At 55.5% G+C, this 24,175-nt stretch carries 23 protein-coding genes; 14 read left to right on the top strand and 9 right to left on the bottom strand.

Going from position 1 to position 24,175, the window contains the following annotated elements:
- Positions 1 to 130: 130 nt before the first annotated feature.
- The 7 genes from BN3911_RS15815 (at position 131) to BN3911_RS15780 (ending at position 8,437) form a co-directional block, all read left to right on the top strand.
- Positions 131 to 1,855 (top strand): FUSC family protein, encoded by a 1,725-nt coding sequence (locus BN3911_RS15815; protein ID WP_338086355.1) that lies wholly within the window; start codon positions 131 to 133, stop codon positions 1,853 to 1,855.
- Positions 1,856 to 2,148: 293 nt separating this feature from the next.
- Positions 2,149 to 3,180 carry a lactonase family protein gene (locus BN3911_RS15805; RefSeq protein ID WP_066867293.1) on the top strand — a complete coding sequence of 344 codons (1,032 nt, stop codon included), beginning with the start codon at positions 2,149 to 2,151 and terminating at the stop codon, positions 3,178 to 3,180.
- 110 nt (positions 3,181 to 3,290) lie between these two features.
- Positions 3,291 to 4,142 carry an SDR family NAD(P)-dependent oxidoreductase gene (locus BN3911_RS15800; protein WP_082942326.1) on the top strand — a complete coding sequence of 284 codons (852 nt, stop codon included), beginning with the start codon at positions 3,291 to 3,293 and terminating at the stop codon, positions 4,140 to 4,142.
- Between the two features lie 20 nt (positions 4,143 to 4,162).
- Positions 4,163 to 5,380, top strand: coding sequence for an enolase C-terminal domain-like protein (locus BN3911_RS15795; protein WP_066867289.1), 1,218 nt, complete (start codon positions 4,163 to 4,165; stop codon positions 5,378 to 5,380).
- Positions 5,381 to 5,403: 23 nt separating this feature from the next.
- On the top strand, positions 5,404 to 6,831 hold the full coding sequence (locus BN3911_RS15790) for an MBL fold metallo-hydrolase (RefSeq protein WP_066867287.1): 1,428 nt from the start codon (positions 5,404 to 5,406) through the stop codon (positions 6,829 to 6,831).
- 162 nt (positions 6,832 to 6,993) lie between these two features.
- Complete coding sequence (locus tag BN3911_RS15785) at positions 6,994 to 7,686, top strand: SDR family NAD(P)-dependent oxidoreductase (RefSeq protein WP_066867285.1); 693 nt, start codon at positions 6,994 to 6,996, stop codon at positions 7,684 to 7,686.
- 73 nt (positions 7,687 to 7,759) lie between these two features.
- Positions 7,760 to 8,437 (top strand): SDR family oxidoreductase, encoded by a 678-nt coding sequence (locus BN3911_RS15780; protein ID WP_066867283.1) that lies wholly within the window; start codon positions 7,760 to 7,762, stop codon positions 8,435 to 8,437.
- Positions 8,438 to 8,581: 144 nt separating this feature from the next.
- Here BN3911_RS15780 and BN3911_RS15775 read toward each other — a convergent pair whose 3' ends face one another.
- The 6 genes from BN3911_RS15775 to BN3911_RS15750 all read right to left on the bottom strand — a co-directional run bounded on the left by BN3911_RS15775 (position 8,582) and on the right by BN3911_RS15750 (position 14,676).
- A complete protein-coding gene (locus tag BN3911_RS15775) occupies positions 8,582 to 9,352 on the bottom strand; it encodes a hypothetical protein (RefSeq protein WP_066867281.1) in 771 nt (256 codons plus the stop codon).
- 209 nt (positions 9,353 to 9,561) lie between these two features.
- Positions 9,562 to 10,422: a NifB/NifX family molybdenum-iron cluster-binding protein gene (locus BN3911_RS15770; RefSeq protein WP_066868093.1), complete on the bottom strand. Its 861-nt coding sequence runs from the start codon at positions 10,420 to 10,422 to the stop codon at positions 9,562 to 9,564.
- A gap of 103 nt (positions 10,423 to 10,525) precedes the next feature.
- Positions 10,526 to 11,728, bottom strand: coding sequence for a [FeFe] hydrogenase H-cluster maturation GTPase HydF (hydF, locus tag BN3911_RS15765; protein WP_066867278.1), 1,203 nt, complete (start codon positions 11,726 to 11,728; stop codon positions 10,526 to 10,528).
- 54 nt (positions 11,729 to 11,782) lie between these two features.
- Complete coding sequence (gene hydG, locus BN3911_RS15760; RefSeq protein ID WP_066867276.1) at positions 11,783 to 13,201, bottom strand: [FeFe] hydrogenase H-cluster radical SAM maturase HydG; 1,419 nt, start codon at positions 13,199 to 13,201, stop codon at positions 11,783 to 11,785.
- A 128-nt stretch (positions 13,202 to 13,329) separates the two neighbouring features.
- Positions 13,330 to 14,370, bottom strand: a complete 1,041-nt coding sequence (gene hydE / locus BN3911_RS15755) for a [FeFe] hydrogenase H-cluster radical SAM maturase HydE (protein WP_462392351.1) — start codon at positions 14,368 to 14,370, stop codon at positions 13,330 to 13,332.
- A 54-nt stretch (positions 14,371 to 14,424) separates the two neighbouring features.
- Complete coding sequence (locus tag BN3911_RS15750; protein WP_066868090.1) at positions 14,425 to 14,676, bottom strand: TM1266 family iron-only hydrogenase system putative regulator; 252 nt, start codon at positions 14,674 to 14,676, stop codon at positions 14,425 to 14,427.
- A gap of 372 nt (positions 14,677 to 15,048) precedes the next feature.
- Between BN3911_RS15750 and BN3911_RS15745 the strand changes: the two genes are divergently transcribed.
- Entirely contained in the window at positions 15,049 to 16,596 is a 1,548-nt protein-coding gene (locus BN3911_RS15745; protein ID WP_147578635.1) for an alpha-N-arabinofuranosidase, read from the top strand.
- 129 nt (positions 16,597 to 16,725) lie between these two features.
- Here the strand turns inward: BN3911_RS15745 and BN3911_RS15740 are convergent, their stop codons facing one another.
- Complete coding sequence (locus tag BN3911_RS15740) at positions 16,726 to 17,685, bottom strand: LysR family transcriptional regulator (protein WP_066867270.1); 960 nt, start codon at positions 17,683 to 17,685, stop codon at positions 16,726 to 16,728.
- 108 nt (positions 17,686 to 17,793) lie between these two features.
- Here BN3911_RS15740 and BN3911_RS15735 point away from each other — a divergent pair, with 108 nt between their 5' ends.
- The 5 genes from BN3911_RS15735 to BN3911_RS15720 all read left to right on the top strand — a co-directional run bounded on the left by BN3911_RS15735 (position 17,794) and on the right by BN3911_RS15720 (position 22,263).
- Positions 17,794 to 18,363, top strand: coding sequence for a chromate transporter (locus BN3911_RS15735; protein ID WP_066867268.1), 570 nt, complete (start codon positions 17,794 to 17,796; stop codon positions 18,361 to 18,363).
- Entirely contained in the window at positions 18,360 to 18,941 is a 582-nt protein-coding gene (locus tag BN3911_RS15730) for a chromate transporter (RefSeq protein WP_338086356.1), read from the top strand. Before BN3911_RS15735 ends, BN3911_RS15730 begins: the two co-directional genes overlap by 4 nt.
- A 225-nt stretch (positions 18,942 to 19,166) precedes the next feature.
- Positions 19,167 to 19,295, top strand: coding sequence for a hypothetical protein (locus BN3911_RS17730; RefSeq protein ID WP_256191493.1), 129 nt, complete (start codon positions 19,167 to 19,169; stop codon positions 19,293 to 19,295).
- 58 nt (positions 19,296 to 19,353) lie between these two features.
- Entirely contained in the window at positions 19,354 to 20,703 is a 1,350-nt protein-coding gene (locus BN3911_RS15725) for a sulfatase family protein (protein ID WP_066868084.1), read from the top strand.
- A 93-nt stretch (positions 20,704 to 20,796) separates the two neighbouring features.
- The gene (locus tag BN3911_RS15720; RefSeq protein WP_066867266.1) at positions 20,797 to 22,263 is read left to right on the top strand and encodes a sulfatase family protein; all 1,467 of its coding nucleotides are present in this window, start codon (positions 20,797 to 20,799) and stop codon (positions 22,261 to 22,263) included.
- Between the two features lie 128 nt (positions 22,264 to 22,391).
- Here the strand turns inward: BN3911_RS15720 and BN3911_RS15715 are convergent, their stop codons facing one another.
- Positions 22,392 to 22,877 carry a superoxide dismutase family protein gene (locus BN3911_RS15715; protein ID WP_082942325.1) on the bottom strand — a complete coding sequence of 162 codons (486 nt, stop codon included), beginning with the start codon at positions 22,875 to 22,877 and terminating at the stop codon, positions 22,392 to 22,394.
- Between the two features lie 148 nt (positions 22,878 to 23,025).
- Between BN3911_RS15715 and BN3911_RS15710 the strand changes: the two genes are divergently transcribed.
- Positions 23,026 to 23,316: a hypothetical protein gene (locus tag BN3911_RS15710; RefSeq protein WP_066867264.1), complete on the top strand. Its 291-nt coding sequence runs from the start codon at positions 23,026 to 23,028 to the stop codon at positions 23,314 to 23,316.
- Between the two features lie 78 nt (positions 23,317 to 23,394).
- Here BN3911_RS15710 and BN3911_RS15705 read toward each other — a convergent pair whose 3' ends face one another.
- Complete coding sequence (locus tag BN3911_RS15705) at positions 23,395 to 23,841, bottom strand: hypothetical protein (RefSeq protein ID WP_066867263.1); 447 nt, start codon at positions 23,839 to 23,841, stop codon at positions 23,395 to 23,397.
- Between the last annotated feature and the right edge of the window lie 334 nt (positions 23,842 to 24,175).

The raw sequence follows: 24,175 nt of genomic DNA, 5'->3' as shown, positions 1-24,175 counted from the left end.
AAAGCCGTTCCAGATGCTGCGGCGCATACGGGCTCATTCACAAAAAGTTTACAGAATTGAGGCCAAGGAGGCGTTCTTGTATCCCGTTTTTCTGCATGCTAAAATAGTTGTAGAAAGGGGAAGGATGCCATTGAGACGAGAAAAAATAACAAGTGCAGTTCAGAGGGTAAGGGCGAGTATCTGCAAAAATTTCCGTTTTGCAACTCTGGATATGGTCTTTATCCTGATTTTTGTCAATGTGTTTCAAGCCGTATTCGGGATAGAAAATTCCATAGTCGGGGTGATTTTTACCATTTTGATGGCGGCGTCCATGGCACGAGATTTGACATCGAGGCCGGTCAAACATTTTCTGACACAAGCATTTGTACTGATACTTATGGCCACTGCGGCCAGTTTTGTGGGGGCTTTGGGTCCGCTGGCAGCTCTCCCCATTAACCTTGCCATGATTTTTCTGATTCTGTATGCCTTTACCTATGAGTATGCCAGCCACCTCTACTTTCCCTATATTCTTTCCTATCTGTTCCTTGTATTTATCTCCCCTGTTACGCCGGAACAGCTGCCGAAGCGTTTGGCCGGTGTACTGACGGGGGCGGTGTGCGTCATGCTCTACCAGTTTATCATGGGCGGACATCGGGTACACGATGTAGTGCGCAGCTCATTGACCGGGATTTTGGATGAGGCGGAGGACTGTATCCGCTGTCTGTTGGAGGGAAAGGGGAAGCCGGATGATCCGGAGCAGGTTCGGGAAAATTTATGCGAACTCATCCGGATTGTCTATGAGAGGCGCAAACGGGTGCTCTGTGTGTCAGACGCCAGCTTTGCCGCCATCGATGCAGGAAGGGGCCTGGAGCATCTGATCCTGCTCCTGTACGGCCTGGAAGGTTCCGTGACGCCTGAGAGGGAAAATCTGCTTCGGGAAATCCTACTTTGGCTTGAGGAATGCCGGATGTTTCTGGAAAAAAAGAAGGGGGAGCCTCCGGTACTGAAACGGGAATGCTTTGTGGCTGGCTCCGAGGATCAGACCGGAGAAGAATTTTTCCGAGCGCTTACCTACCTGCGGGAACAGTTGGTGCGCATGACCCAGAGGCAGGAGCGTACCCGGTATCAAAAGACGGCGCTCTCTTTTTGGGTGCGCTGCAAAGCGGCGTTGAATCTCAGTCAGGTTCGTGTAGTTTACGCCCTGCGGGTGGCGGTTTTGCTGGCACTATCTACTTTCGCTGTGCAGGCGCTGCAGCTTCCCCATGGAAAATGGCTGCTGTTCACTGTTGCATCCGTCTCTCTGCCCTATGCGGAGGATGTGGGGGGAAAGGCCAAAAAGAGATTTGCGGCCACGCTCATTGGAACCCTGATAAGCCTGCTGGTTTTTTCCCTGGTACCTTCGGTACAGGCAAGGAGCTTGCTGATGATGCTTTCCGGATATCTTTCGTTTTACTTTTCCGGCTATACGGGAACCTTTGCCTGTTCTACGGTAGGGGCTCTGGGCGGCGCAGTCTATCTCAGCAGCTTCGGCTGGGGACAGGTGGGCGGCATCATTATGATCCGGATCGGCTATGTCGCGGTAGGAATACTGCTTGCCTGGATCGCCAACTGTGTGGTTCTGCCCTATCGCCGCAAAAATGCAAGCGCTCAGCTTTGGAAAAAGTATGGGGAGGCCTGCGGACTGCTGGTCAAGGTCTGCCGTCAGGAAAACGCGGATAAACAGCTCTATTACAGTCTGGTGATTCAGGTTCATCTGATGGAGGAAAAGCTATGCCAGAACAGTAAAGCGGCAGGATGGGACGGAATGCAGGAGCTCTTGTCCCATTACCGCCGACAGGTGAGGGAAGCCCACCGCGGCAGATACGTGCCTGCTTAATACTGTAGAGGAAGGGCAGGGTTGCAGCAGGACAGTTGCCCTGCCTCGTCCAGAGATGCGGCGTCCGTTCCTGAAGAAAGTAAATGCATGCGCTGGGGCTCCCATGGAAAAAAATAAGGCGCTCAAAGACGGAAACCCTCCGGCAAGGAAAAATGCCGGAGGGCCCTTTTATATTCCAGAAAAAACAACTATTTTACCGATTTCCTTCCCGCTTGTTCTGTGCTATGATAGGGGCGGGAACAGGCTGTGGGAGCTGTCTGTTATCAGAAAGCGGAGGAGAAAGGAAGGATAAGATGAAATACCGGTTGTTTGCTTCTTCCTATACCGGCGGAAAGCCCGGTGATGGGATCTATGCCTTGGAGTTCGATGGAGAGCAGCTCCGCTGCAGGGATGTGTGTGCGGAGCTGGTCAATCCCTCCTATATACAGCCGGACGGGGACCGGCTGTTTGCAGTGGAGGAGACGGAAAACGGGGCGGCGATGGCCGTATTTGAAACGGAGAAGGGCCTGGCGCTGCAGGCGCGCTATGAGACGCCGGGCTCCGGTATGTGCCATGTGACGAGGTGCGGAGCCTGCCTTTATGGTTCCAGCTATGCGGGCGGAAGCATCACGGGGATACGCTGGGAAAACGGCGAATTGTGCAGCTTCCGGCAGCATGAAGGGCAGGGCCCCAACGCACAGCGTCAGGAAGGGCCTCATGCGCATTCCGCCCAGCCGTCGCCGGATGGGCAGCACCTGTTTGTGGCGGATTTGGGGACAGACCGGCTGTACCAATATGATATTGCGTCGGGAGGGGAGCTTTTTCCCCATGAGGCCCAGCCCTGGATACAGGTTCCTCCCGGGCGGGGGCCGAGGCATTTTGCGTTCCATCCCAACGGGCGCTGGCTGTATCTGGTGGCGGAGCTGGAAAATTCCCTGCTGGTATACTCCTACGAGCCCCATGAGTCTGTGCTGCGTCCGGCGGGAGAGTATTCCCTGCGGGGAGGGAACTGTCCGCCTGAGGCGTTGGCGGCGGATGTACACCTGACCGGGACGGGGGATTTTCTGTATGCCTCGGTCCGGGGGTCGGACCGCATTTTCGGATTCCAGGTGAAAGGAGACGGCGGAGAGCTGGAACCCGCAGGAAACTGGCCCAGCTTCGGCAGGGGGCCGAGAAGCTTTGATTTGAGTCCGGACGGGAGGTTCCTGGCTATTGCCAACCAGGATTCCGGCAGTCTGGCGCTGTGCTCTCGGAACGCTGCTTCGGGAGCTGTAGACCGGCTGGTGGCTGAGCTTTCCCTGCCCCAGGTCTGCTGTGTGAAATGGGAGCCTTCAGCCGGCGCGTAAGCCTTTGGCAGAGTACGGCTCCGGAACGGATTATGTTGTGAACAGACATTGCTGTTCAAATTCAGAGAATCTTCGTCCCGGTTTGGAACGGGGCGGAAGGAGGAGTTGCATTGGAGAGAAAGAAAGCGATCGTGACGGGAGCCAGCCGGGGGATCGGGCGGGGCATTGCCCTGTGCCTTGCCCGGGAGGGTTATGATTTGGCGGTTTCCTATGCCACACAGGAAGAGAGCGCCGTTTCTCTGGCAAAAGAGGCGGAGGAACGCTATGGGGTGCGCTGCCACTATTTTCAGGCGTCGCTGGAGCAGCCCGGGGAGGGCGTCAAGCTCTTTGAGCGCTGCGCGGAAGCACTGGGCGGCGTGGATCTGTTGGTCAACAATGCCGGAGTGACGCGTTTTGAAAATCTTTTGGACCTCACCCCGGAAACCTTTCACCTGCTGGTGGAACTGGATTTCAAAAACTATATCCTGATGATGCAGGCGGCCGCACGCCACATGGTGGAGCACAGGGTGCGGGGCAGCCTGATCAATATCACTTCCTCCCGCGGGGAACGAGCCTATCCGGGTGATTTCCTTTACGGCGGCCTCAAGGCGGGCCTCAACCGGGCCATCCAGTCCATTGCGCTGGATCTGGCTCCCTACGGTATCCGCGTCAATAATGTGGCGCCGGGAGCAACCCGGGTAAGGGAGAAAGGGGAGCTTCAGCAGGGAGACGGCATGGATTTCTGGGAAGAGCTGGGCGCAAGAATTCCCCTGGAACGGGCCGGTGTGCCGGAGGATATCGGAGAAGCGGTGGCCTTTCTGGCTTCGGAGCGGGCAGGTTATATCACCGGCATCACACTGCGGGTGGACGGAGGCCTCATCCTGCCCGGTATGCCGGAGCATTTAGAAGAGACTGCCGCACCGGAGGGCTGGGGAAGAACGGAATCGGCCTTTGCAAAAGAAGTTTTGGAGACGGACAATTAGGAGAAGAGGAGTGTATTGAGATGTCGGCAATTACGATTCGTAAAATCAAAACTATTTTAACCGCGCCGCGTGGGATTGACCTGGTGGTGGTCAAGGTGGAAACCAGCGAGCCGGGACTCTATGGCCTGGGGTGCGCCACCTTTACCCAGCGTTATTTGGCAGTGGCTTCGGCGGTGGAGGAATACCTGAAACCCCTTTTGGAGGGCAGGTGTGTGGACGATATCGAGGATATTTGGCAGAGCGCTATGGGCAGCTCCTATTGGCGCAACGGCCCTGTCCTGAACAATGCCATTTCCGGTGTGGATGAAGCCTTGTGGGATATCAAAGGGAAGCTTGCCAATATGCCGGTATACGAGCTGTTCGGGGGCAAGTGCAGGGAAGCGGCGGCGGTTTACCGCCATACCGATGGAAGCAGTCCGGAAGAGGTGGAAGAAAACGTGCTGCGCTATCTGGAAGAAGGGTACCGCTACCTGCGCTGCCAGATGGGAACCTATGGCGGGCAGATGGGGAAGGGCAGCAGGCAGGTGATCGTGTCCCCGGAAAACAGCAAGCCGGGCGCCTATTTCGACCCCGCGCAGTATTGTGAGAGCACGGTGCGGCTGTTTGCCCATCTGCGGGAAAAGGTGGGGTATGGCGTGGAACTGCTCCATGATGTGCATGAACGCCTCACCCCGATTCAGGCCTTGAATCTGGCGAAGCAGCTGGAACCCTACCGCCTGTTTTTCCTGGAGGATGCCCTGCCTCCGGAGCAGGTGGAATGGTTTGAACGGTTCCGCAGCCAAACTGCGGTGCCGCTGGCAATGGGAGAACTGTTCAACAATCCCCTAGAGTGGAAAGATTTGATTTCCAGAAGGCTGATCGATTACATCCGGGTTCATCTCAGCCAAATCGGCGGCCTGACCCCGGCGCGGAAGCTGGCGGCGCTGTGTGAAGCGTTTGGCGTGCGCACCGCCTGGCACGGCCCTGGAGACCTCAGCCCGGTTGGGGCGGCGGCGCAGCTGCACCTGGACCTTTCCTCCCCCAATTTCGGAATCCAGGAGTTTTCCGGCTTTTCCGAAGAGGAACAAGAGGTGTTCCCGGGCTGTCCAGAGGTCAGAAACGGCTATCTCTATGCAAATACAAAGCCGGGCCTGGGCGTGGATCTGGACGAAGAGAAGGCTGCGAAGTATCCGTGCAGCTACCGGGAACCGGGCTGGCTTTTGGCGCGTACCACAGACGGCACCGCTGTGCGGCCATAATTTTCTGAAGGGGGCGTTTTCAATTGGAGTGGAAGAAAAGAACAGTGGAAAAGCAGGAAATTTCCTGGCTTTGGAAATCGGCTCAGGCTGTCCCGGCTCCCTTGCTGGTCTGTCTGGCGGGTAATTGTGAGGAAGCGGAAGCCTGTATGCGGATTCTTTCGGAAGAATCGGACGGCAGCGTTGCTGTGGTGGTGCTTCCAAAGGAAATTATTCCTTCCCTGGAGCAGGCGTTGGGCGATCTGATCTATGAGTGGAAGCAGTCCTCTGAGGTTGAGGGGACAAGGCTCTCTCTGACCGGGAGCAGTTCCTGTGCAGATGCCGTCTGGCAGGTTGCCTCTCATTTTCCGCAGTGGTTCTCTGCGGTCTGCGTGGTGGGCGGCCATGGGGATCCCTATGAAGCCAGAAATCTGCGCGGTACGCCTTTGCTGGCCTATCTTCCGGAGGAAACCGGGACCGTGGTCCATGGGGGAAAGGTGAAAGCGGATGCGGAGCGCCTGGTGATGGGACTTCGCATTTCCGGCAGCGAAATGGTGGAGTGCAGAAGACCGGCCCCGGGTACGAAACCGGAAGAGGCCTGGCGGCAGGCGTTCCTCACGGAGAAAACCCAGGACTGGATGCTTGCCCAGGACAGAAAGCGGCAATGGCAAGTCACTCTGGTGAAACCCGGTGTCTGGAGGATCGACGACTACTTTACAGCCTCCTGTTATCTGGTGGAGGGAACGGAAAAAGCGGTGCTGGTGGATACAGGCATGGGAGAGGGAGACCTGACCGGCCTGCTTGCCGCCCTGACGCGCCTGCCTGTGGAACTGGCTGTCACGCATCCCCACGGGGACCACATGTATCATGCGGAACGGTTTTCCAGGGTCTACCTGCATGAGAACGATATTGCGCGGCTTCAGGAGGCGCCGCAGCAGTTTCGGAACGCTTTTTCTGCAGACTGCCAAAGCCTGCCGGAGCTCTGTCCCATTGGAGAGGGCAGCCGCATTGAGTTGGGCGGAGGCGTCGTGCTGGAGGTGGCGGAGCTGAGCGGCCACACGCCGGATTCCGTGGTTTTTATTGACGATGCGCATCGGGCTCTGTATACCGGGGACGCGGTGGGTTCCGGTTATATCGCCCTGATGATCTGCCGGGAAGAGGAACTGGAGCAGACTGTTTCCGCTTATCGGGAGGGCCTGGAGAAATTTAAAAAGCATCTTCCCCGCGTGAGGGATTACGCCTGGCTGGGCGGCCATGCCGTACAGGAAAACGGTTGCGATGAGCGGCATCAGCCGGATCATTTTTCCGGCTGTTCCCATTACTTCAATCCCATCCGTGCGGAAGTAGTGCTGGATATGAAAGCGCTGTGTGAGGATATTCTTTCTGAACGGGTCACAAGAGCAGAGTTGATGGCTGCGGAGGAACATTACTGCAGCCATGGCTGTGCGGGTATGTTTTTCCGCTTTCTGCCCTGATCGCGGGGAACGTCCGTACCTGGCGGAAGAATGCTCTGCCTTGCCGCTATGGGATAGGGCAGACGCCTTCCTCAAACGGGGGCGAAAAACTTATTTGAAAAAGTATGAACAGAAAAAGCGCCGGTAAAATAAAATCCGGCGCCGGGGAGGAAAGAGCTGCGAATGAAGAAGACAGTGATGATTACCGGTGCGGACCGCGGAGTCGGGTTCGCCATGTGCAGGCTTTTTGCAGAGGCTGGCTGGCAGGTATTTGCGGGCCGGTTTTTGGATTACTGGAACGAGCTGGACGAGCTGAAGGAGGAGTTTCCGGAAACGTTGGAACTGATCTCCCTGGATGTGAGCAGTACGGATTCCGTGCAGAAAGCTGTTCTTCAGGTACAGGAGAAGACGGACTGCATCGACATGCTCATCCACTGCGCGGGAATTGCCAGGGCGGACGGGGACGACGCCCTGCGGAAAATTTTACAGGTGAACAGTGTGGGAGCGCTGCGTGTGGCGGAAAGCTTTCTGCCTGTAATGCGACAGGGAATGAAACGTCTCTGCTTCGTGTCTTCCGAGGCGGGCAGCATTACCGTGGCCCACCGGAAGGATGGATATGCCTACTGCATGTCCAAGGCGTCCCTCAATATGGCGGTGAAGCTTATGTTCAACGAACTGCGGCCTCAGGGCTACACTTTCCGCCTGTATCATCCCGGATGGGTCAATTCCTATATGGGCGGAGACCAGAAGGGCACGTCGGGGAAATATGAGCCGGAGGACGCCGCACGTACGGCGTTTCAGCAGTTTACCGAAGACCGCGCCTGGGAGGATGCCCTGGTACTGACGGATGTGGAAAACCAGTCATGGCCGTTTTAGACGTGTTCTGGAAATGCAGTACCTGTTATGCTGAAATGAGGATACAGCCCAAAGAAAGGAAGATAGCCAACCTATGAATCAAGTTGTTTTTATATCGTCTCTTCAGAATGAGGATGCGAAAGAGACAGCCCTGCAGTTTGCAGCAGACGGCTGCCACGTGTACGGCGCTTATACCGACGGGGCTGCCCTGCCCTGCGACGGCCTGGAAACTATTGTGCAGCTGGTTCTTGACCCTATGGATGCCGGCAGCCTGAACCGTGCAGTGGAACTGGTGAGCAGCCGGGAGGGAAAGCTGGATATTCTGGTGCTGAAAGCCGGTCTCCATGCGGAAAATGACGGCGGCCTGGGCGCGCACGACTATGACGCCGTGGCGGATGTCATCTACCGTGGGGCGGATGGGATGCGGCGGATTTTGGAAGCCTTCCTGCCGCTGCTGCGGGCCGGGGAGACCAAACGGATCGCGGTGCTTTCCGAGTCCTGCGCAGGGATTGGGTTTTGTGAGGATACCGGAGAATATGGCTACCACATGGCTATGGCGGCGCTGAACATGATGGAAAAAATCGCCTTTAATGCATTGCGGCCTGAGGGATTTACCTTCCGGAATTTTGTCACGGATGGGCCGAAGACAGGTATGGATGCCAAGACCTATATCCAGCGCGACCTGTCCAATCTCCCCGAAGACGATTACATCCATTCCGATGAGAACCGCCTGGTGCGCAGGGACAGCCTGTTCCGGGAGCTGGCCTGGTAACGGGAACAGACGCTTAGAAAGAAAAGCTCCTGCCGGTGTAAATCCCGGCAGGAGCTTCCTTGTTCCATAGGGGCTGCCACATTTTCAAAGCCTGGTTATGGGCACTTTGCCCCGCATGGTGTCATGATAAAATCGTAATTTTCCTTATCCCAGTTGTCCCGGCGTTTCTTGTGAGGAAAAGAACAAATGGGTTTTTTGGTCTGCCATGGCCTGGTCGTCAGCACTTAGATTCGTAAACCAGACTAGCCAGTTCATATCCCGCGAGGCCAGCTCTGGATTTCTGTCGGCTTGCAGGAAGTAGTAACTCCACCAGAGGTCGGGATTTCCCACATGCTCTTTCACGGTTTGCAAAACTGCAGGATCCAATTCCTTCATTTTGCCGTCCAGCTTTCCAACGGCGGGTTCCAGAGTATTTGGCTGCCATTGATCCAACCTGTAATTGCTGAACATCTGCTGTTCTTCAGGCATTCTTGTAAATTGAATCAACCAATTTTCCACGAATTCCTGGGATATTTTACTGTCCTTTTCTGGAAGGGAGGCATACCATACCCACCAGCTGTCAGGATCGGGGTTGTTTTCTGCAAGAAGCGACACGATTTCAGGTCCCAGTTCCTCTTTTAGGGAACCTATGGAAGTTTCCTGACAGGTTCCAAAAGCATAGGGGCGGTAGAGGATCTTCTGTTTATCTTCGTCGGTTTTGCCTGCAAACCAGCTGAGCCACAGGTCTGTCTCTGCCTTTTCGGCCTGAGTCAGCGCTTCATAAGCTTCATGCCACCCTGCCGGCATCCACTGGCTTATCAGGCTTTCCTTCTCCGGAACAGGCAGCGGCGCTGTTTTTAAAATGGCCGGGACACAGCATGCGAAAGCCAGAAGGAAAGCCAGCACGGCCAGAAAAAGGGTTTTGCTTTGCTTCATACGTTTTCCGCCGCCTTTCTTAATTGTCTGTACTCATGAAAAAACCATCTGATGCCATTGTAGCGCATGGAAATGAAAAAGTACACATGGACAGAAAAATTTTTCCAGAGGGCAGCTTGCGCCGCCTTCGTCCTGACAAAAGCGGCGCGGCAGGAGAAAATGCCTCCGCCGCGCCGCCCGCCGTATGATGCTGGTGAATGATAAGCGAATCAATGACCATGACAGCTGCCGCCGCAGTCATGTCCATGGTTTCCACACCCGGAAGAGCCGCAGCTGCCGTGCTGTTCCTCGTGATGGCGGCACGTGACGTCGGGCTGGAAGCTGAGGGTGCCCGCCAGGAAATCAGCCACAGCCTGATCAGCGCTGCCGCTGACGCCGCCGAACAGCTGAATGCCCGCCTGGCTGAGCGCCGTCCTGGCACCGCCGCCGATCCCGCCGCAGATCAGGATTTCCACGCCGTGCTGTTTCAGAAAACCAGCCAGTGCGCCATGACCGCTGCCTGCAGCAGACACCGTCTGCGCTTCTTTTACGGTTCCGTTTTCCACTTCGTAAATCTGAAACTGTTCCGTGTGGCCGAAATGCTGAAAAATCTGTCCATCCTCATAGGTTACTGCAATTCTCATAGAGCTTATTTTCTCCCTTTCTCCGGTTGGGATGGGTGCTCCTGCAGGAGACTCTGCGCCGCAGGATGCTCCCACGTCCTGTTTTTCCTTTACCAGTATCTGCCTTTTTTCATGACGGCAGCGCCCGTGCCCGCAGGCACAGCGATTGAAGTCTCCGTCACAGAGCACATAATCGCCGCCTTCAATGGCAAGCTCACAGCCCTGCACCAGGCACTGCGCAAGCTTTTTGCGTGCCGCGGCATAGATGGACTGCACAGTGGCTCGGGCAACCTCCATCTGCTGGGCGCATTCCTGCTGGCTCAGCCCCTCCAGATCAATGAGGCGGACAGCTTCAAACTCATCCAGCGTCATAACGATTTGGACGGAAGCTGTTTTCCGGTCCAGATCGCCGAAGCGCCGGCAGCCGGGGAGAGAACAGATTCTTCTTCGCTTGCAGGGTCTGGGCATGGGGATCTCCTCTCTGACGGCTGCCTGATGAAACAGAGTTTTTGGCATATGCCGGTAATCTGAACCTATCATACTGCGGTTTATGGCATATGTCAATAACTTTTCAAGAGGAAATCAATTGATGCAGTTGGGGAAACAGCTCTAAACTGCGTTTTAGAATCCCTTTCAGATGGGCGATGGTGATGCCGTAGTTGGTAAAGGGGATCCCGGCGTCGGCGGCAGTCTTTCTGCGGTACTGCATTTCCCGCTCATTGAGCATGCAGCCGCCGCAGTGGATGATAAGGCGGTAGGGGGAAAGGTCTTCCGGGAATTCCCTTCCGGCGGAGTGCTCCAAATTCAGCTTTTTCCGGGTGTACTCCGTCAGCCAGCGGGGCAGCTTGACTGTGCCGATATCCTCACATTGCCGGTGGTGGGTGCAGCCCTCGGAGATCAGCACCCGGTCGCCGTCCTGCAGTCGTTCGATAGCCGCCACCCCTTTGACCGCATCCTCCAGAAAACCCTTGTACCGGGCCATCAGGATGGAAAAAGAGGTGAGGGGGATATTCGGAGGGGTATCCCGGTCAGCCTGGGAAAAGGCCTGGCTGTCGGTGATGACCAGGGCGGGGCGGGTCTGCAGCTTTTTCAGGGCGTCCTTCAAGCTGTTTTCCTTTACAACTACTGCACAGGCGTCAGCATCCAGAATATCCCGTATGGCCTGCTGCTGGGGCAGAATCAGCCTGCCCTTTGGGGCTGCGCTGTCAATAGGCGTCACCAGCACCGCCAGGTCGCCCGGTGAGAGGAGATCACTGACCAGTTTTCTTGGAAAGCTTTCTGCCTTTACAAGCTGTGCGATCCGTTCCTTCAGCTCCGTGATATTCTGCCTTTTCAGCGCGCTGATGGAGATTTCCTGTCCGGCGGCAGAGTGTACCGGCCCTAAATCGCTTTTGTTATAGGCCACCAGGTAGGGGATTTCCTTTTCCTGGAACAGGGAGATCAGTTCTTCGTCCGCCGGTGTTTTTCCCACTGCGGCATCCACCACCAGGACGGCGCAGTCGGCCCGGTTTAAAACCTGCTTTGTCTTCTTGACGCGCAGCTCCCCCAGCGCGCCCTCGTCGTCGAAGCCGGGGGTGTCGATGATCACTACCGGCCCCAGGGGAAGCAGCTCCATGGATTTGTAGACCGGGTCTGTGGTTGTGCCCTTGACTTCGGAAACCACAGAGAGCTCCTGCCCAGTGACGGCGTTGACCACACTGGATTTTCCAGCGTTTCTGCGGCCGAAAAAGCCGATGTGAATTCGTTCTCCGGAGGGTGTGTCGTTGAGTCCCATACGATTCTCCTTTCCCAGCAGGACAGGGTTCCGAAATACCCTGCCCTCTTTCAGTTAAAACCGGAAGTCCCGGATGCCGGCTTCGATTTTCTCCAGATTATCTGCGGCGATCTGCTTTACCTTTTCCTTGGGGATGTTCTCCAGCTCCCGTTTGATCAGGGCTTCACCGATTTCCCGGGTCTCCGGGGAAGCATAGTCGATCAGGTATTCCTTCAGGGTCATCAGGGCGTTGGGATGGCAGCAGTTCTGAATCTGCCCGCTCTTGCACAGGCTCATGAAACGGTCTCCCGTACGCCCTTCCCGGTAACAGGCGGTGCAGAAACTGGGGATGTAGCCCAAATCCATTAGCCAATGGACCACCTCATCCAGGGTGCGTTTGTCGCTGACGTCGAACTGCTCGGAATTTTCGTCCTCCGGCTCTGGCTCGCAATAGCCGCCCACGCTGGTACGGGAAGCGCCGCTGATTTGGGAGACGCCCAGACGGATCACCTTTTCCCGCACCGCCTTGCTTTCCCGGGTGGAAATGATCATGCCGGTATAGGGCACAGCCACACGGATACAGGCACAGATTTTGGCGAAGATGTCGTCGCTGATGCCGTTGTCAAACGCGGTGGGGTCGATGTCGTCCGCATGCTTGACCCGGGGAACGCTGATGGTGTGCGGGCCTACGCCGTGCACCGCCTCCAGATGCTCCGCGTGCATGAGCAGTCCGGCGAATTCATATTTATAGAGCTCCAGGCCGAACAGAACGCCAAGGCCTACGTCGTCGATGCCGCCGTCCATGGCCCGGTCCATAGCCTCAGTGTGGTAGGCATAATTGTGTTTAGGTCCCGTGGGATGGAGCTTTTCATAGCTCTCTTTGTGGTAAGTTTCCTGGAACAGGATATAGGTTCCGATGCCTGCTTCCTTCAGCTTGCGGTAATTCTCCACCGTGGTGGCGGCAATATTGACGTTTACCCGGCGGATTGCCCCGTTTTTATGCTTGATGGAGTAGATCGTGTTGATGCACTCCAAAATGTAATCCAGGGGATTGTTCACCGGATCCTCCCCCGCTTCGATGGCCAGACGCTTATGCCCCATATCCTGCAGGGCGGTGACCTCCCGGACAACTTCTTCCTGGGTCAGCTTTTTTCTGGCGATATGCTTGTTTTTCAGGTGGTAAGGGCAGTATACACAGCCGTTGACGCAGTAATTGGAAAGATACAGCGGCGCGAACATGACGATGCGGTTTCCGTAAAAATCTTTTTTTATCTGTTCGGCCAGATCGTAGAGCTCCTGAATTTTGTCCGGCATTTCGCAGGCCAGCAGAATGGAGGCTTCCCTGTGGGTCAGCCCCTTGCGCAGCCGCGCCTTGTCCAGGATACTGTCTATGAGCGCTCGGTTTTCTTTATTCTGCTCCGCATACTCCAGCGTGTCCAGAATCTCCTCGTGGGAGATGAATTCTTCTGCTTTTAATGATTTGGGATCATACATGTTTGACCATTCCTTTCTTCCAGGTCAGCCAGTTTTTTTCCTGAAAGATATTATCTTTCAGCAGCGGGGCAATCCTTCAGGGAAAGTCCTGCCGGGTTGGAAATGAACGCTTCCCTGTCAGGTGTTTTTTATGAGACCAGGCTGTCGCCTTTGGCGGCTACGGCCCGATAACCGATGTTTTCCAGACTCTCCCGCAGCAGGAAGACGCTTTCGGCAGCCTCGGCGCCGGAGGAGAGTTTGTTGTCGTAGAGCAGGTATTTTCCCCGGGCATCCTCAGGGGACAGGTTCGGCATCACCACGTTTGCGCCGCAGAGGATTCCCTCCTCCCGGCCCCGGGGCAGCAGGGTGCCCAGCGCGGTGGTGGCGGGCAGAAGCACCTCGGGCAGCAGCAGGCGGATCACGGAGAGCAGGAACAGCGTCAGCTCCCCGGAGCCATTGGGCTCCGCCCGGAACGGGGTGTCGCGCTGGGAAAGGTAAGGACCGATCCCCACCATGTGCGGCTGGAACTCCTTCAGAAACCGCAAATCCCTTACCAGGTCTTCGGAGGTCTGAAAGGGAGAGCCCACCATAAAGCCGCAGCCTGTCTGGTAACCGATATCGCGGAGCGCCTGCAGGCAGGAAAGCCTGTTTTTCAGGCTCAGTTCAGGCGGATGAAGTTTTTTATAATGGCTTTCCGTGGCCGTTTCGTGCCGCAGAAGATACCGGTCGGCTCCGGCGTCAAAGAGCCTTTGATAACTTTCCCTGCTGCGTTCCCCCACAGAGAGGGTGACGGCGCAGTCGGGATACCGCTTTTTGATGGCGGCCACCAGCTTGCAAAGCCGTTCGTCTGTAAACCAGGGATCCTCCCCGCCCTGCAGCACAAAGGTGCGAAAACCCAGGGGGTAGCCCATGTCGCAGCAGGCGAGAACCTCCTCCTGTGTGAGCCGGTAGCGCTCAGCCCGCCGGTTGCTTTTGCGGATGCCGCAGTAGTAGCAGTCGTTTTTGCAAAAATTGGTAAATTCTATGAGCCCGCGCAGATAGATCTCTTTTCCGTAGATTCGGTCGCACAGGGCGCGGGCTTCCGCCTTTAGAAAGCTGGAGGCTCCGGGATTCCGCCGTCGGATCAGAACGAGCAGTTCGTCGTCCGGAAGATCGTGTGTCTGCGCCAGCCTTTCCGCCAGCTCCAGAATATGGTTCATAACTGTGTTCTCTCCCTTGTTCAGACTGGCGGGCGTGGCTGTGTTTCAGCTTTTCACTCCTGAATAGGCTGTTTTAGAACTGATGCCGGGCAGCTTTCCCACCTTGCCGGAAAGGGCTGAAATCACATCCTGGGGGGCGTCTACCGCGATGCTGATGATGCTCAGCTTTTTCTGCCGGTAGGGGATCCCCATGCGGCCGATGATATACTCCCGGTACTCATGGAGGATTTCGTTGAGCGCTTCCACAGAGCTTTCCAGCTCCACCACAATGCCGATCACGGCGATTCGGGTTTCCATCTGTATCTCTCCCTCCCTATATGGGTATCCTCCGCAGCAGGCTTCCGGAGCATAAAAAAACTGCGCCCGGTTCCAGGCGCAGCAAAATAAAATCCCACCAGAGGGCAATTCTTTTTTCACTGAACCTTTCGCCTCAAATCCTGTTTTCAGCGTTAGGATACAAGAAAATAATACCACTTCCTATTCGAAAATGCAAGTTAAGAATAATTCTTTTTATAATTTATTTCTTGCTTTTCGCTGGGATTTGGGAATGGAAACAGGCAGGGGGCGGTGGAAAATCTTGCCTTGCACGCGCCCTCCGCCTGGAGTAAAATAAAGTCAGAACATACAGGCCGGGAAACAGGGCGTTTTCCGGAAAGGGAGGGCATTTACTTGGATAAAATTGAACTGATCACCGGGGAAAGCGGTCCGGTGGTAGACGAACGGCTTCACAGCCAATTTATCGAATTTCTGGGCGCCTGCATTGCGGAGGGAATCTGGGTGGGGGAGGATTCGGAAATACCCAATATCCATGGGCTGCGAAGGGATACGGTGGAAGCTCTTCGGGAACTGCAGCCGCCGGTCGTGCGCTGGCCGGGAGGATGTTTTGCCGATACCTATCATTGGCGGGACGGGATTGGAGAGAGAGCAAAACGTCCTGTCACCTATAACAACAATTTTGGCACCAGAAGTCTGGAATACAATCAATTCGGCACCCATGAGTTCATGGAGTTCTGCAGGCTGATCGGGGCAAAGCCGTGGTTCAACGGCAATGTCCTCTCCGGCTCAGTGGGGGAGCTGAGGGAATGGGCGGAGTACTGCAACAGGGGAAAAGGCACCGCCCTTGCAGAGGAGCGCGCCGAAAACGGAAGCGCTGAGCCTTTCGGCGTAGAATATTGGGGAATTGGCAATGAGAGCTGGGGAGGGGGAGGCTGCTATACCGCTCAAGGCTACGCGGAGGAATACCGAAAGTACGCTTCGGCGTTTCCCTCCTTCGGCACGCCGGAGAAGCCTTTTTCCTCTGGAATGAAGCTGATTGCCGTGGGACCTGACGGAAATAAGCCGCAGGAGAGGGTAGCCTGGACAAAGGATTTCTTTGAAGCTTTTTCCCAGTACCGCCAGCCTCCGCTGTACGGTTATGACCTGCACTTCTACAATTGGAATATCCAGGATCCAGAAGACAGAATTACAGCGTTTTCTGAGGAAGCCTGGTACCGGGTTATCAGCGGCTGTTTGGAGCTGGAGGATGTGATAGAAGAGCAGTACTGCCTTCTGCAGGAAGGCGTCTCCAAAATCAGGCGGCCGGAAGGGTGGCAGGTCTCCGGGGATAACTGCAGGCTGGTGGTGGGAGAGTGGGGCAACTGGCACCGCCCGCCTGAGGACGCGCCTTCAGCACTCTGGCAGCAGTGTACCATGCGGGATGCGGTCACTTCGGCCCTGACGCTGGACATTTTCCACCGCAACTGCGGTAAGGTGAGCATGGCCTGTGCGGCGCAGGCGGTAAACGTGCTCAATTCGGTATTGCTGACGTTCGGGGATAAAACCGTTAAAACCCCCAATTACTATGTGTTTCAAATGTATAAGGAACACCGCAACGCCAAAGCGGTGAAGCTGAACGTCACTTCGGAAACCCTTTTCCGCGGGGAAAAGGGAAAGGTGGAAAGCGTTTTTGCTTTTGCATCCTGCAAGGCTGGAAAGGTCACTGTGAACCTGGTCAATCCTTCCTACAGGGAAGAGCGGGAGGTGCTGCTCTGTTTTGACAGCAAAGCGGAATATTGTTCCGGGCAGCAGCTGGGAGGAATGGATCCCACGGCCCACAATACGCCGGAGCAGCCGGATGCAGTCTCCATTCAGGAAGCGCCGTCTCCGGCAGCCTGCGAAGAGGGATGGCGTACGGTACTGCCGAAAGCTTCCATTACCGTATATCAGTTCAGGCTGTAGTATGCCTTGGAAGCCGCCGTCCGAAGGAGCGCGGTCTTTTCCCGCCGGGAAAAGACACGGGGGAAGGATTTATCTGTCAATGGGGCAGAGGGGTTTGGCGATGCTCTTTTCCAGAAGAGTCCGGAGGATTCATTCTGCAGAAGAATGGTTTGGAACCGTTTCCTTCTCTCTTTCGTATGGCAGTCGGCAGGGATCCCCGGGTGCAGCGGGAGTGTATGCCGCTGTGTTCCAAAGCGCTAAAAAATCCCGGGCGCTTTGGGTCAGATATTTGTTCTTGTGCCAGATTGCGGTGATCTTCCGCTGCAGGGTGATTCCCTGTACCGTGAACAGGGCGATTTCCTCCCTCTGTACATATTCTTCCGCCAGCAGATAGGGGAGGATGGAAATCCCCAGGCCGGCCTGTACGGCCCGGAGAATGGCATGGTTGCTTACGCTTTGCCAGGCCGGAGCGGCTTCAAGGCCGTTTGCCAGGGCCAGCTCGTCGAAGCGTTCCCGGCTGGCGCTGCCTTTTTCCCGCAGAAGAAAAACTTCTTTTTGAAGCCGGGAGACGGGCACGTTCTGCCTGCCTGCCAATGGATGGCTGACGGAGCAGAGAAAGGTGAGCCTGTCGTCCAGCAGTGGTTTTTGGAGCAGATAGGGATTGTGTACCGCCCCTTCGATGACAGCGACGTCCAGCCCGTTTTCCGTCACCGCTTTTTCAATGGCGTCGGAATTGTCCACAGTGGCGCTGATCTGGAGTTCAGGATATTTTCGCATCAGCTGTTTTACAATATCAGGCAGATAGCAGCTTCCCACGGTGATGCTGGCTCCTATCCGCAGCTTTCCCACGGAATCCCAGTTCTTGATTCCCTGCTCCATCTCGTCAAAAAGCTGTACGATGTGTTCTGCGTACTGGAGCAGCTGGGTGCCCGCCTCTGTGATGTGCAGGCGCCGGGAGATGCGGTCAAACAGCTTGACGCCGTAGTTCTGTTCCAGCTCGGAGATGGCCTGGCTCACCGAGGGTTGGGAGAGAAACAGCCGCTTTCCCGCAGCTGTGATGCTGCCGGTGCGGCAGACAGCAACAAAAATTTTCATATGCCGCAAAGTCATAAAACCACTTCTTTCAATCATAGGTAAAACGATATATATTTTATAAAATTATACTATTTTACATATGGATTTACAAGCGGTATACTGTTTTCAGAAAGGGTGGCTTTTATGAAAGCGGATAAAAATGTATATGGAAAGCTTTTTTTATCATCCTTCGGCCTGAGTGCGTTTACTTTTGGCGGGGGATATGTGATTATCCCGCTGATGAAGAGGAAGTTTGTGGAGGAGCTTCATTGGCTGGAAGAGGAGGAGATGCTCAATTTTACCGCCATAGCCCAATCCTCGCCGGGAGCGGTAGCGGTGAATGCCGCAGTTTTGGTGGGATACCGGGTGGCGGGTCTGCCCGGGGCGCTGACAGCGGTCCTGGGCACCATACTGCCCCCCATGATTGTGCTGTCCGTGATTTCGCTGTTCTATACGGCTTTTCGGGAAAGCCTTGTGGTAGCCGCGGTGCTCAAGGGGATGCGGGCAGGCGTGGTCGCCGTGATTGCCGACGTGGTCTACACCATGGGGAGAGGCGTTTTTAAGGAGAAGCGTATCTCTTCTGTTCTGGTGATGGCGGCGGCTTTCCTTGCGGCCTGGGCATTCGGCGTCAATGTAATCTTTGTCATTCTGGCCTGCGGCCTTTTCGGAGCCCTGCGCGCCATAGCGGATGCGAAAAGGGGGAAGCTGCAGTGATTCTGGTGTTTCTTAAGCTGTTCTGGAGCTTTGCCCAGGTGGGGCTTTTCAGCTTTGGCGGCGGAATGGCCGCCATGCCGCTGATCCAGTCTCAGGTAGTAGACCTGCACCAATGGCTGACGCTGACAGAGTTTACCGATCTGGTGACCATAGCGGAGATGACTCCTGGACCTATCGCCGTCAATGCGGCCACTTTTGTAGGCATCCGTGTGGCGGGCCTGCCCGGGGCGCTGATTGCCACCTTCGGTTGTGTGCTTCCCTCCTTTCTCATCGTCACACTGCTGGCAAAGGTGTATTTCAAATTCCGTTCCCAGCCGGTATTCAGCGGAGTTCTCAGCGGCCTGCGGCCGGCGGTGGTAGCGCTGATTGCCTGCGCCGGGGTCAACATGCTGCTGCTGGCCCTGTGGGGAGAAGCGGGCTTAAGCAGCGGGTTCCGAATTCCGGATTGGATCTCCGCTGTGCTGGTGCTCGGCTGCTTTTTCGTACTGCGCAAGTGGAAGCCCAGCCCCATCACGGTGATGCTGGGATCTGGCGTTCTGGGCGGAGCTGCTTTTTTGATTCAGCAGGCTCTAAACTGAGAAAGGGTGATTCTTCTTGCATTCTGTGATTTTCTCCCCGGACGAGATGCGCGCTTCCAGCCTTTCCTCCTATGGAAATCCGGCGGCCACATCGAATTTTCAGCCGCCGGTCTGATCCCCATTACTATCTGAAAATGCGCCGGCAGCAGGAGGTCTCTGAAAGCGTCTTACGCAGCAGCCGGTATAATTAGCGGCGTATACCAAATGGAAAAGAGAACTCTATGATTGGAGGCCGGCCCACAGGAACTCAAAAATGCAACGGGGGCTCCGGAGCTTCGGGAGGTGCAGGCGGAACTGGAGAAAGAGCTGCTGTGCTGGTTCCTGCATACCTCTTACGTGGTTCCTCGAAGGTGATTTGAAACGGAAAAAACCGGCGAAACGCCGGTTCTGAGAAAGGAAGATGAACAGCAATATGGAACGAAAACCCAATGTGATCCTCATCAACTGTGATGATATGGGCTACGGCGACCTGGGTTGCTATGGCTCGAAAGTCAATCACACCCCTACCATCGATAAACTGGCTGAAGAGGGGGTGCGCTTTACCTCTTTTTATGCGGCATCCCCGGTCTGTTCCCCTTCCCGGGCGTCGCTGATGACGGGCTGCTTCCCCACGAGGGTGGACATTACCCGGGTGCTCTTTCCCGGCGAGCCCTACGGCCTGAATCCGGCTGAGTACACCATGCCGCAGATGTTTCATGACGCGGGCTATGCCACGATGATTGTGGGAAAATGGCATTGCGGGGATCAGCCGGAAAGCCTGCCCTGCAGATTTGGATTCGACGATTATTACGGTCTTCCCTACAGCAATGATATGGGAATGCAGCAGAGGAAGGATAAGAACTTTCTCCAGATGCCGCCCTTGCCGCTGGTGTCCGGAGACGAGGTGATCGAGCAGCAGCCAGACCAGGAAAGCCTGACGGAACGTTATGTGGAGCAGTGCATCCGCTTTATGCGTAAGAACAAGGATACCCCCTTCTTCCTGTACTTTGCCCAGATGCATGTCCACCTTCCGCTGTATGCCGCCCACCATTTTGTCACGTCTTCGGAAAACGGGGACTTCGGCGCATGCATGGCCAGTGTGGACTGGTCGGTGGCGGCGCTGGTGGCGGAACTAAAGCGCTTGGGCCTTTATGAGGATACCATGGTGATCTTCACTTCCGACAACGGCTCCCGCGGGGATCACGGCGCCAGCAATGCGCCGCTGCGGGGCACAAAATTTACCGTCTGGGAGGGCGGTATGCGTGTGCCGTTTATCGTTCACTGGAAAGGGCATGTAAAGGAGGGGGCGGTGGTGGAAAACATGGCTTCCAACATTGACCTGCTGCCCACCTTTGCTTCCATACTGGGAATGCCCCTGCAGGGCGGTCCCATTGACGGTGTGGACGTTTCAGAGCTGTTGTTGGGGGAGGACAAACCGGTCAGAAAGGAAATGCTCTATTACCGGGATAAGAACCTGGCCGCCTACCGGTCGGGCAGGTGGAAGCTGCACAGAACATTGGAAGGAAAGCCCAATCCTGCTCTGTACGACCTGGAAACGGATATCGGCGAAGCCCATGATCTTTATCAGGAAAAACCGGAAATCGCAGCGGAGCTGGAAGCGCGTGCCCGGGAGCTCTCAGGGCGGCTGGGAGACGAGTGCGGCGGCGTTTCGGGTTCGGAGATCCGCCCCTGCCTGTGTGTTCCTGATCCCAAGCCGCTCACGGAATACGACGAGAATCATCCCTATATTGTAGCCCTTTATGATAAATCCGATGCGGGCTGACAGGCAGCACAGCCGAAATCCGGTACTGTAAAATCCGCCCTGGAGGTCCTGCGCCCTGCAGGCCTGGGGTTGTAATAAAAAGGAGTTGTTTTTATGCGTGTTATCATGTTCGATATCGACACCCTGCGCAGCGACCATCTGGGATGCTACGGCTACGGACGCAATACCTCTCCGGCCATAGATTCCGTTGCAGCGGAAGGGGTTCGTTTTGAGGACTATTACTGTCCCAACGCGCCCTGCCTGCCCTCCCGTGCCTCCCTGATCACGGGCAGGTACGGCATCCGCAACGGGGTGGTGGGCCACGGCGGCACAGCCGCAGACCTGCGCCTGCAGGGGGAGAGCCGTCATTTCACCGACGACTGCAGCGAAAACGGCCTGTTCATGCAGTTCCGGAGAGCAGGAATGCACACCGTGTCCTTTTCCACCTTTGCGGAGCGCCATTCCGCCTGGTGGTTCAATGCAGGCTTCAACGAGTGCTTTAACGTGGGCGGCCGCGGCGGGGAGTCCGCTGAAGCAGTAACTCCTCACGTGCTGGACTGGATCGAGCGCAACGGGGATCAGGACAGCTGGTTCCTGCATGTCCATTTCTGGGATCCCCACACCCCTTACAGGGCGCCGGAATCCTTTGGGAATCCCTTTGCGGACGAACCGCTGCCGGCCCCGTGGATCACGGAGGAGGTGTTTTCAGAGCACCTGATGCATGTGGGGCCGCACAGCGCCAACGAAATTGCCATGTGGGACGATTCCACCTCGCCCCAGTTCCCGCGTCATCCCGGCAGGCTGGAAAACATGGCGGACATGAAGGACATGATCGACCAGTATGACTGCGGTGTCCGCTATACGGACGACAATATAGCGCAGATTCTGGACTTGCTGAAGAAAAAAGGCCTCTATGGGGATGATCTGGCTGTCATCATCACCTCGGACCACGGTGAAAACATGGGAGAGCTGGGCATTTACGGCGAGCATGCCACGGCGGACGAACCCACCTGCCACATTCCCATGATCATCAAATGGCCGGGAGCCAAAAAGAACTTTGTCGCCAGGGGCCTTCATGACAATGTGGATCTTCTCCCCACCGTGCAGGAGCTTCTTGGAACGAAAATTGCGGGCAATTATGATTACGATGGGGTTTCCTATGCCGGAACCCTGCTGGAAGGGGAGGACTGCGCCAGAGAGAGCGTGGTGCTCACCCAGTGCTGCCATGTCTGCCAGCGCAGCGCCCGGTTTGGGGATTACCTCTATGTGCGCACAATACACGGAGGCTATCATCTGCTTCCCCGGGAGATGCTGTTCAACCTGAAGGAAGATCCCCACCAGCAGCACAATTTGGCGGAGGAGCATCCGGAACTCTGTGCCCAGGGCGCCAGAATCGTGCTGGACTGGACAGATGAGATGATGAAAAAGTCCGACTATGCGGAGGATCCCCTCTGGACCGTGATGCGGGAAGGCGGCCCGGAGCACTGCCGCGGTATGCTGGAGTCCTATATCAAGCGTCTGGAAGGTACGCCTAGAGCAGGCTTGATTTCGAAATTGCGGGAACAGTACCCCAGAGGATAAAAAGCGGCTTTGCCGTGTTCAGGAGTCTCCCCGGAGCATGGAGTATTTTCCTTTTTCAGAATGGAAAAATCCTTATGATCGGAATGAAAAAATCTGCGGCAGAGAATCCTCTGCCGCAGTCTCCTTTTTCAGCGGATTTCACCGCAGGCGATTCTTTTGCCTGAGTTCCCGGCAGGCTGGGTGGTGAAATCGTCCGGACTCCCGTGAATGATGAGAGTGCGCCCCAAAACCTGGCGAATGGTGAAACGGCTGGTAAGAAAGGCGCTCCACGCGTAGCCGTGGTTTGCAAATAGAGGAGGCAGGTCCCCCGCGTGCGCCGGATGGGGGCAGCCGTCCGGGTTAAAGTGGCCCTCTGCCGCCGAAAATTCTTCCTGGGTCATACCGTCGCAGGAACGCCCCTCATGAATGTGAAATCCAAAAACGCTGTTTTCGCAGGGGCCCTGCTCATAGGGCAGATTGTGGATTTCCGCAAGGACCAGGACCCCGGCCTGGGTTTGAAAAAATTTTACGGTCCCCAGCAGCCGCGGGTATTCCTGACCGCCGCGGATGGCCGCCCATGCGTTTGCCCGTCCTGAAAGCCGGTGCGCAAAGGCCTGTGTATAACTGTTAATCACTTTCTTCACCGTACCTTTCCCGAAAAAACAGAAAATTCCGTTTCATTGTTATGCTGCAATCTTTTTGATTACTACCTTTCCAAAAAAACGCCAGGTATATTTATTTGCCCGGCGCCGAAAAATAACGGGGAAGGAGTGTGAAGCAGCAATGGAAGATACAGGGAAAAAGATAAATTACCGGGAGCATGAAACGCCGGATCCGGAAATGTTTCCGGACATTTCCAATGTGGCGTCGGCCAACGAGTGTACGGGGCTGATGTACCGCGTGCCCATCAACAATGCCGAGCTGGAGTCCTATCAGCAGCTCTCACCCATGGAGATTCCCAGGGAGATGGAGGATGCGGACGACAGCGTGCAGGCGCTGCTGCACCGGCACAGCAAAAATGCCAAGGAGGCGGCGGAGTCGGTAATAGAGGCCTCCGGAGAAAAGCATCCCTGAACGGATATCCCGGAAAAACGGAGGGAGACGGACGCAGACAAAAGCCTGCGCCCGTCGTTTTTTTTATTGGAAGATTACTCATTTTTCCACCAGCTCCGCCAGTCGGCCCAGCTGAGGCCCCCTGACTTGGTACCAAATGCCCCTCACCAAAATTGATCTGGAAGTAAACTGAAAACCGACAGATTCCCCGCCGGTCTGAATCCAAAGGACGTATTCGTACCCGCCCCTGGCCACGGGAGGGTCGGGAATCCAGGCCCAGTAGCGAAGGGAGTTCAGCGTGTCCAGCAGGTCGGAAAAGCCTTCCTCTCCCTCGGCGTAGTTACAGGTAACGCCGGTGGACCCGTTTGTGATGCGGACACTCTCCACCTCTCCGGCCTTTAGCCGGAAGATTTGCCCGGTGAAGGGAACATAGGTGGAATAGCCGCTGTATCGGGTAGCCGCGAAAACGGCATATCCCACCAAGCAGAGAACCAGCAGGAATATTGAGAACCTCTTTTTTCTGTCTGGCGCTTTTTGAGTTTTCATCGTGGGATCCTCTTAAAAATAGACTTCCCAATATTCGTCGTTGTCTATGGAATCTATATGTTAATAATCCGTCCCCTCAAACGATTCATTGGTATCACCTCTTGCCTTTCACTATAGCACATGATCCGGGATTTGTAAATAAAAAATAAAAATTGTAAAATTTGTTAATTTTTTTTGATAAATATAAATTATTTCTAAAAGATACAAACAATTTATAGAAAGAGATAAAACTTTTCTGAAATGATTCGGGAGAAATATATTATCTGAAAAATTTACTTTCCCTTACTTGCTGTCTGGTACAATAAAGGTTTCTGTGATATACTTAAAAAAACCG

Origin of the sequence: Neglectibacter timonensis (assembly GCF_900048895.1) — a bacterium.
Classification (GTDB): Bacteria; Bacillota; Clostridia; order Oscillospirales; family Acutalibacteraceae; genus Acutalibacter; species Acutalibacter timonensis.
This window is presented reverse-complemented; position numbering and strand designations above follow the sequence as displayed.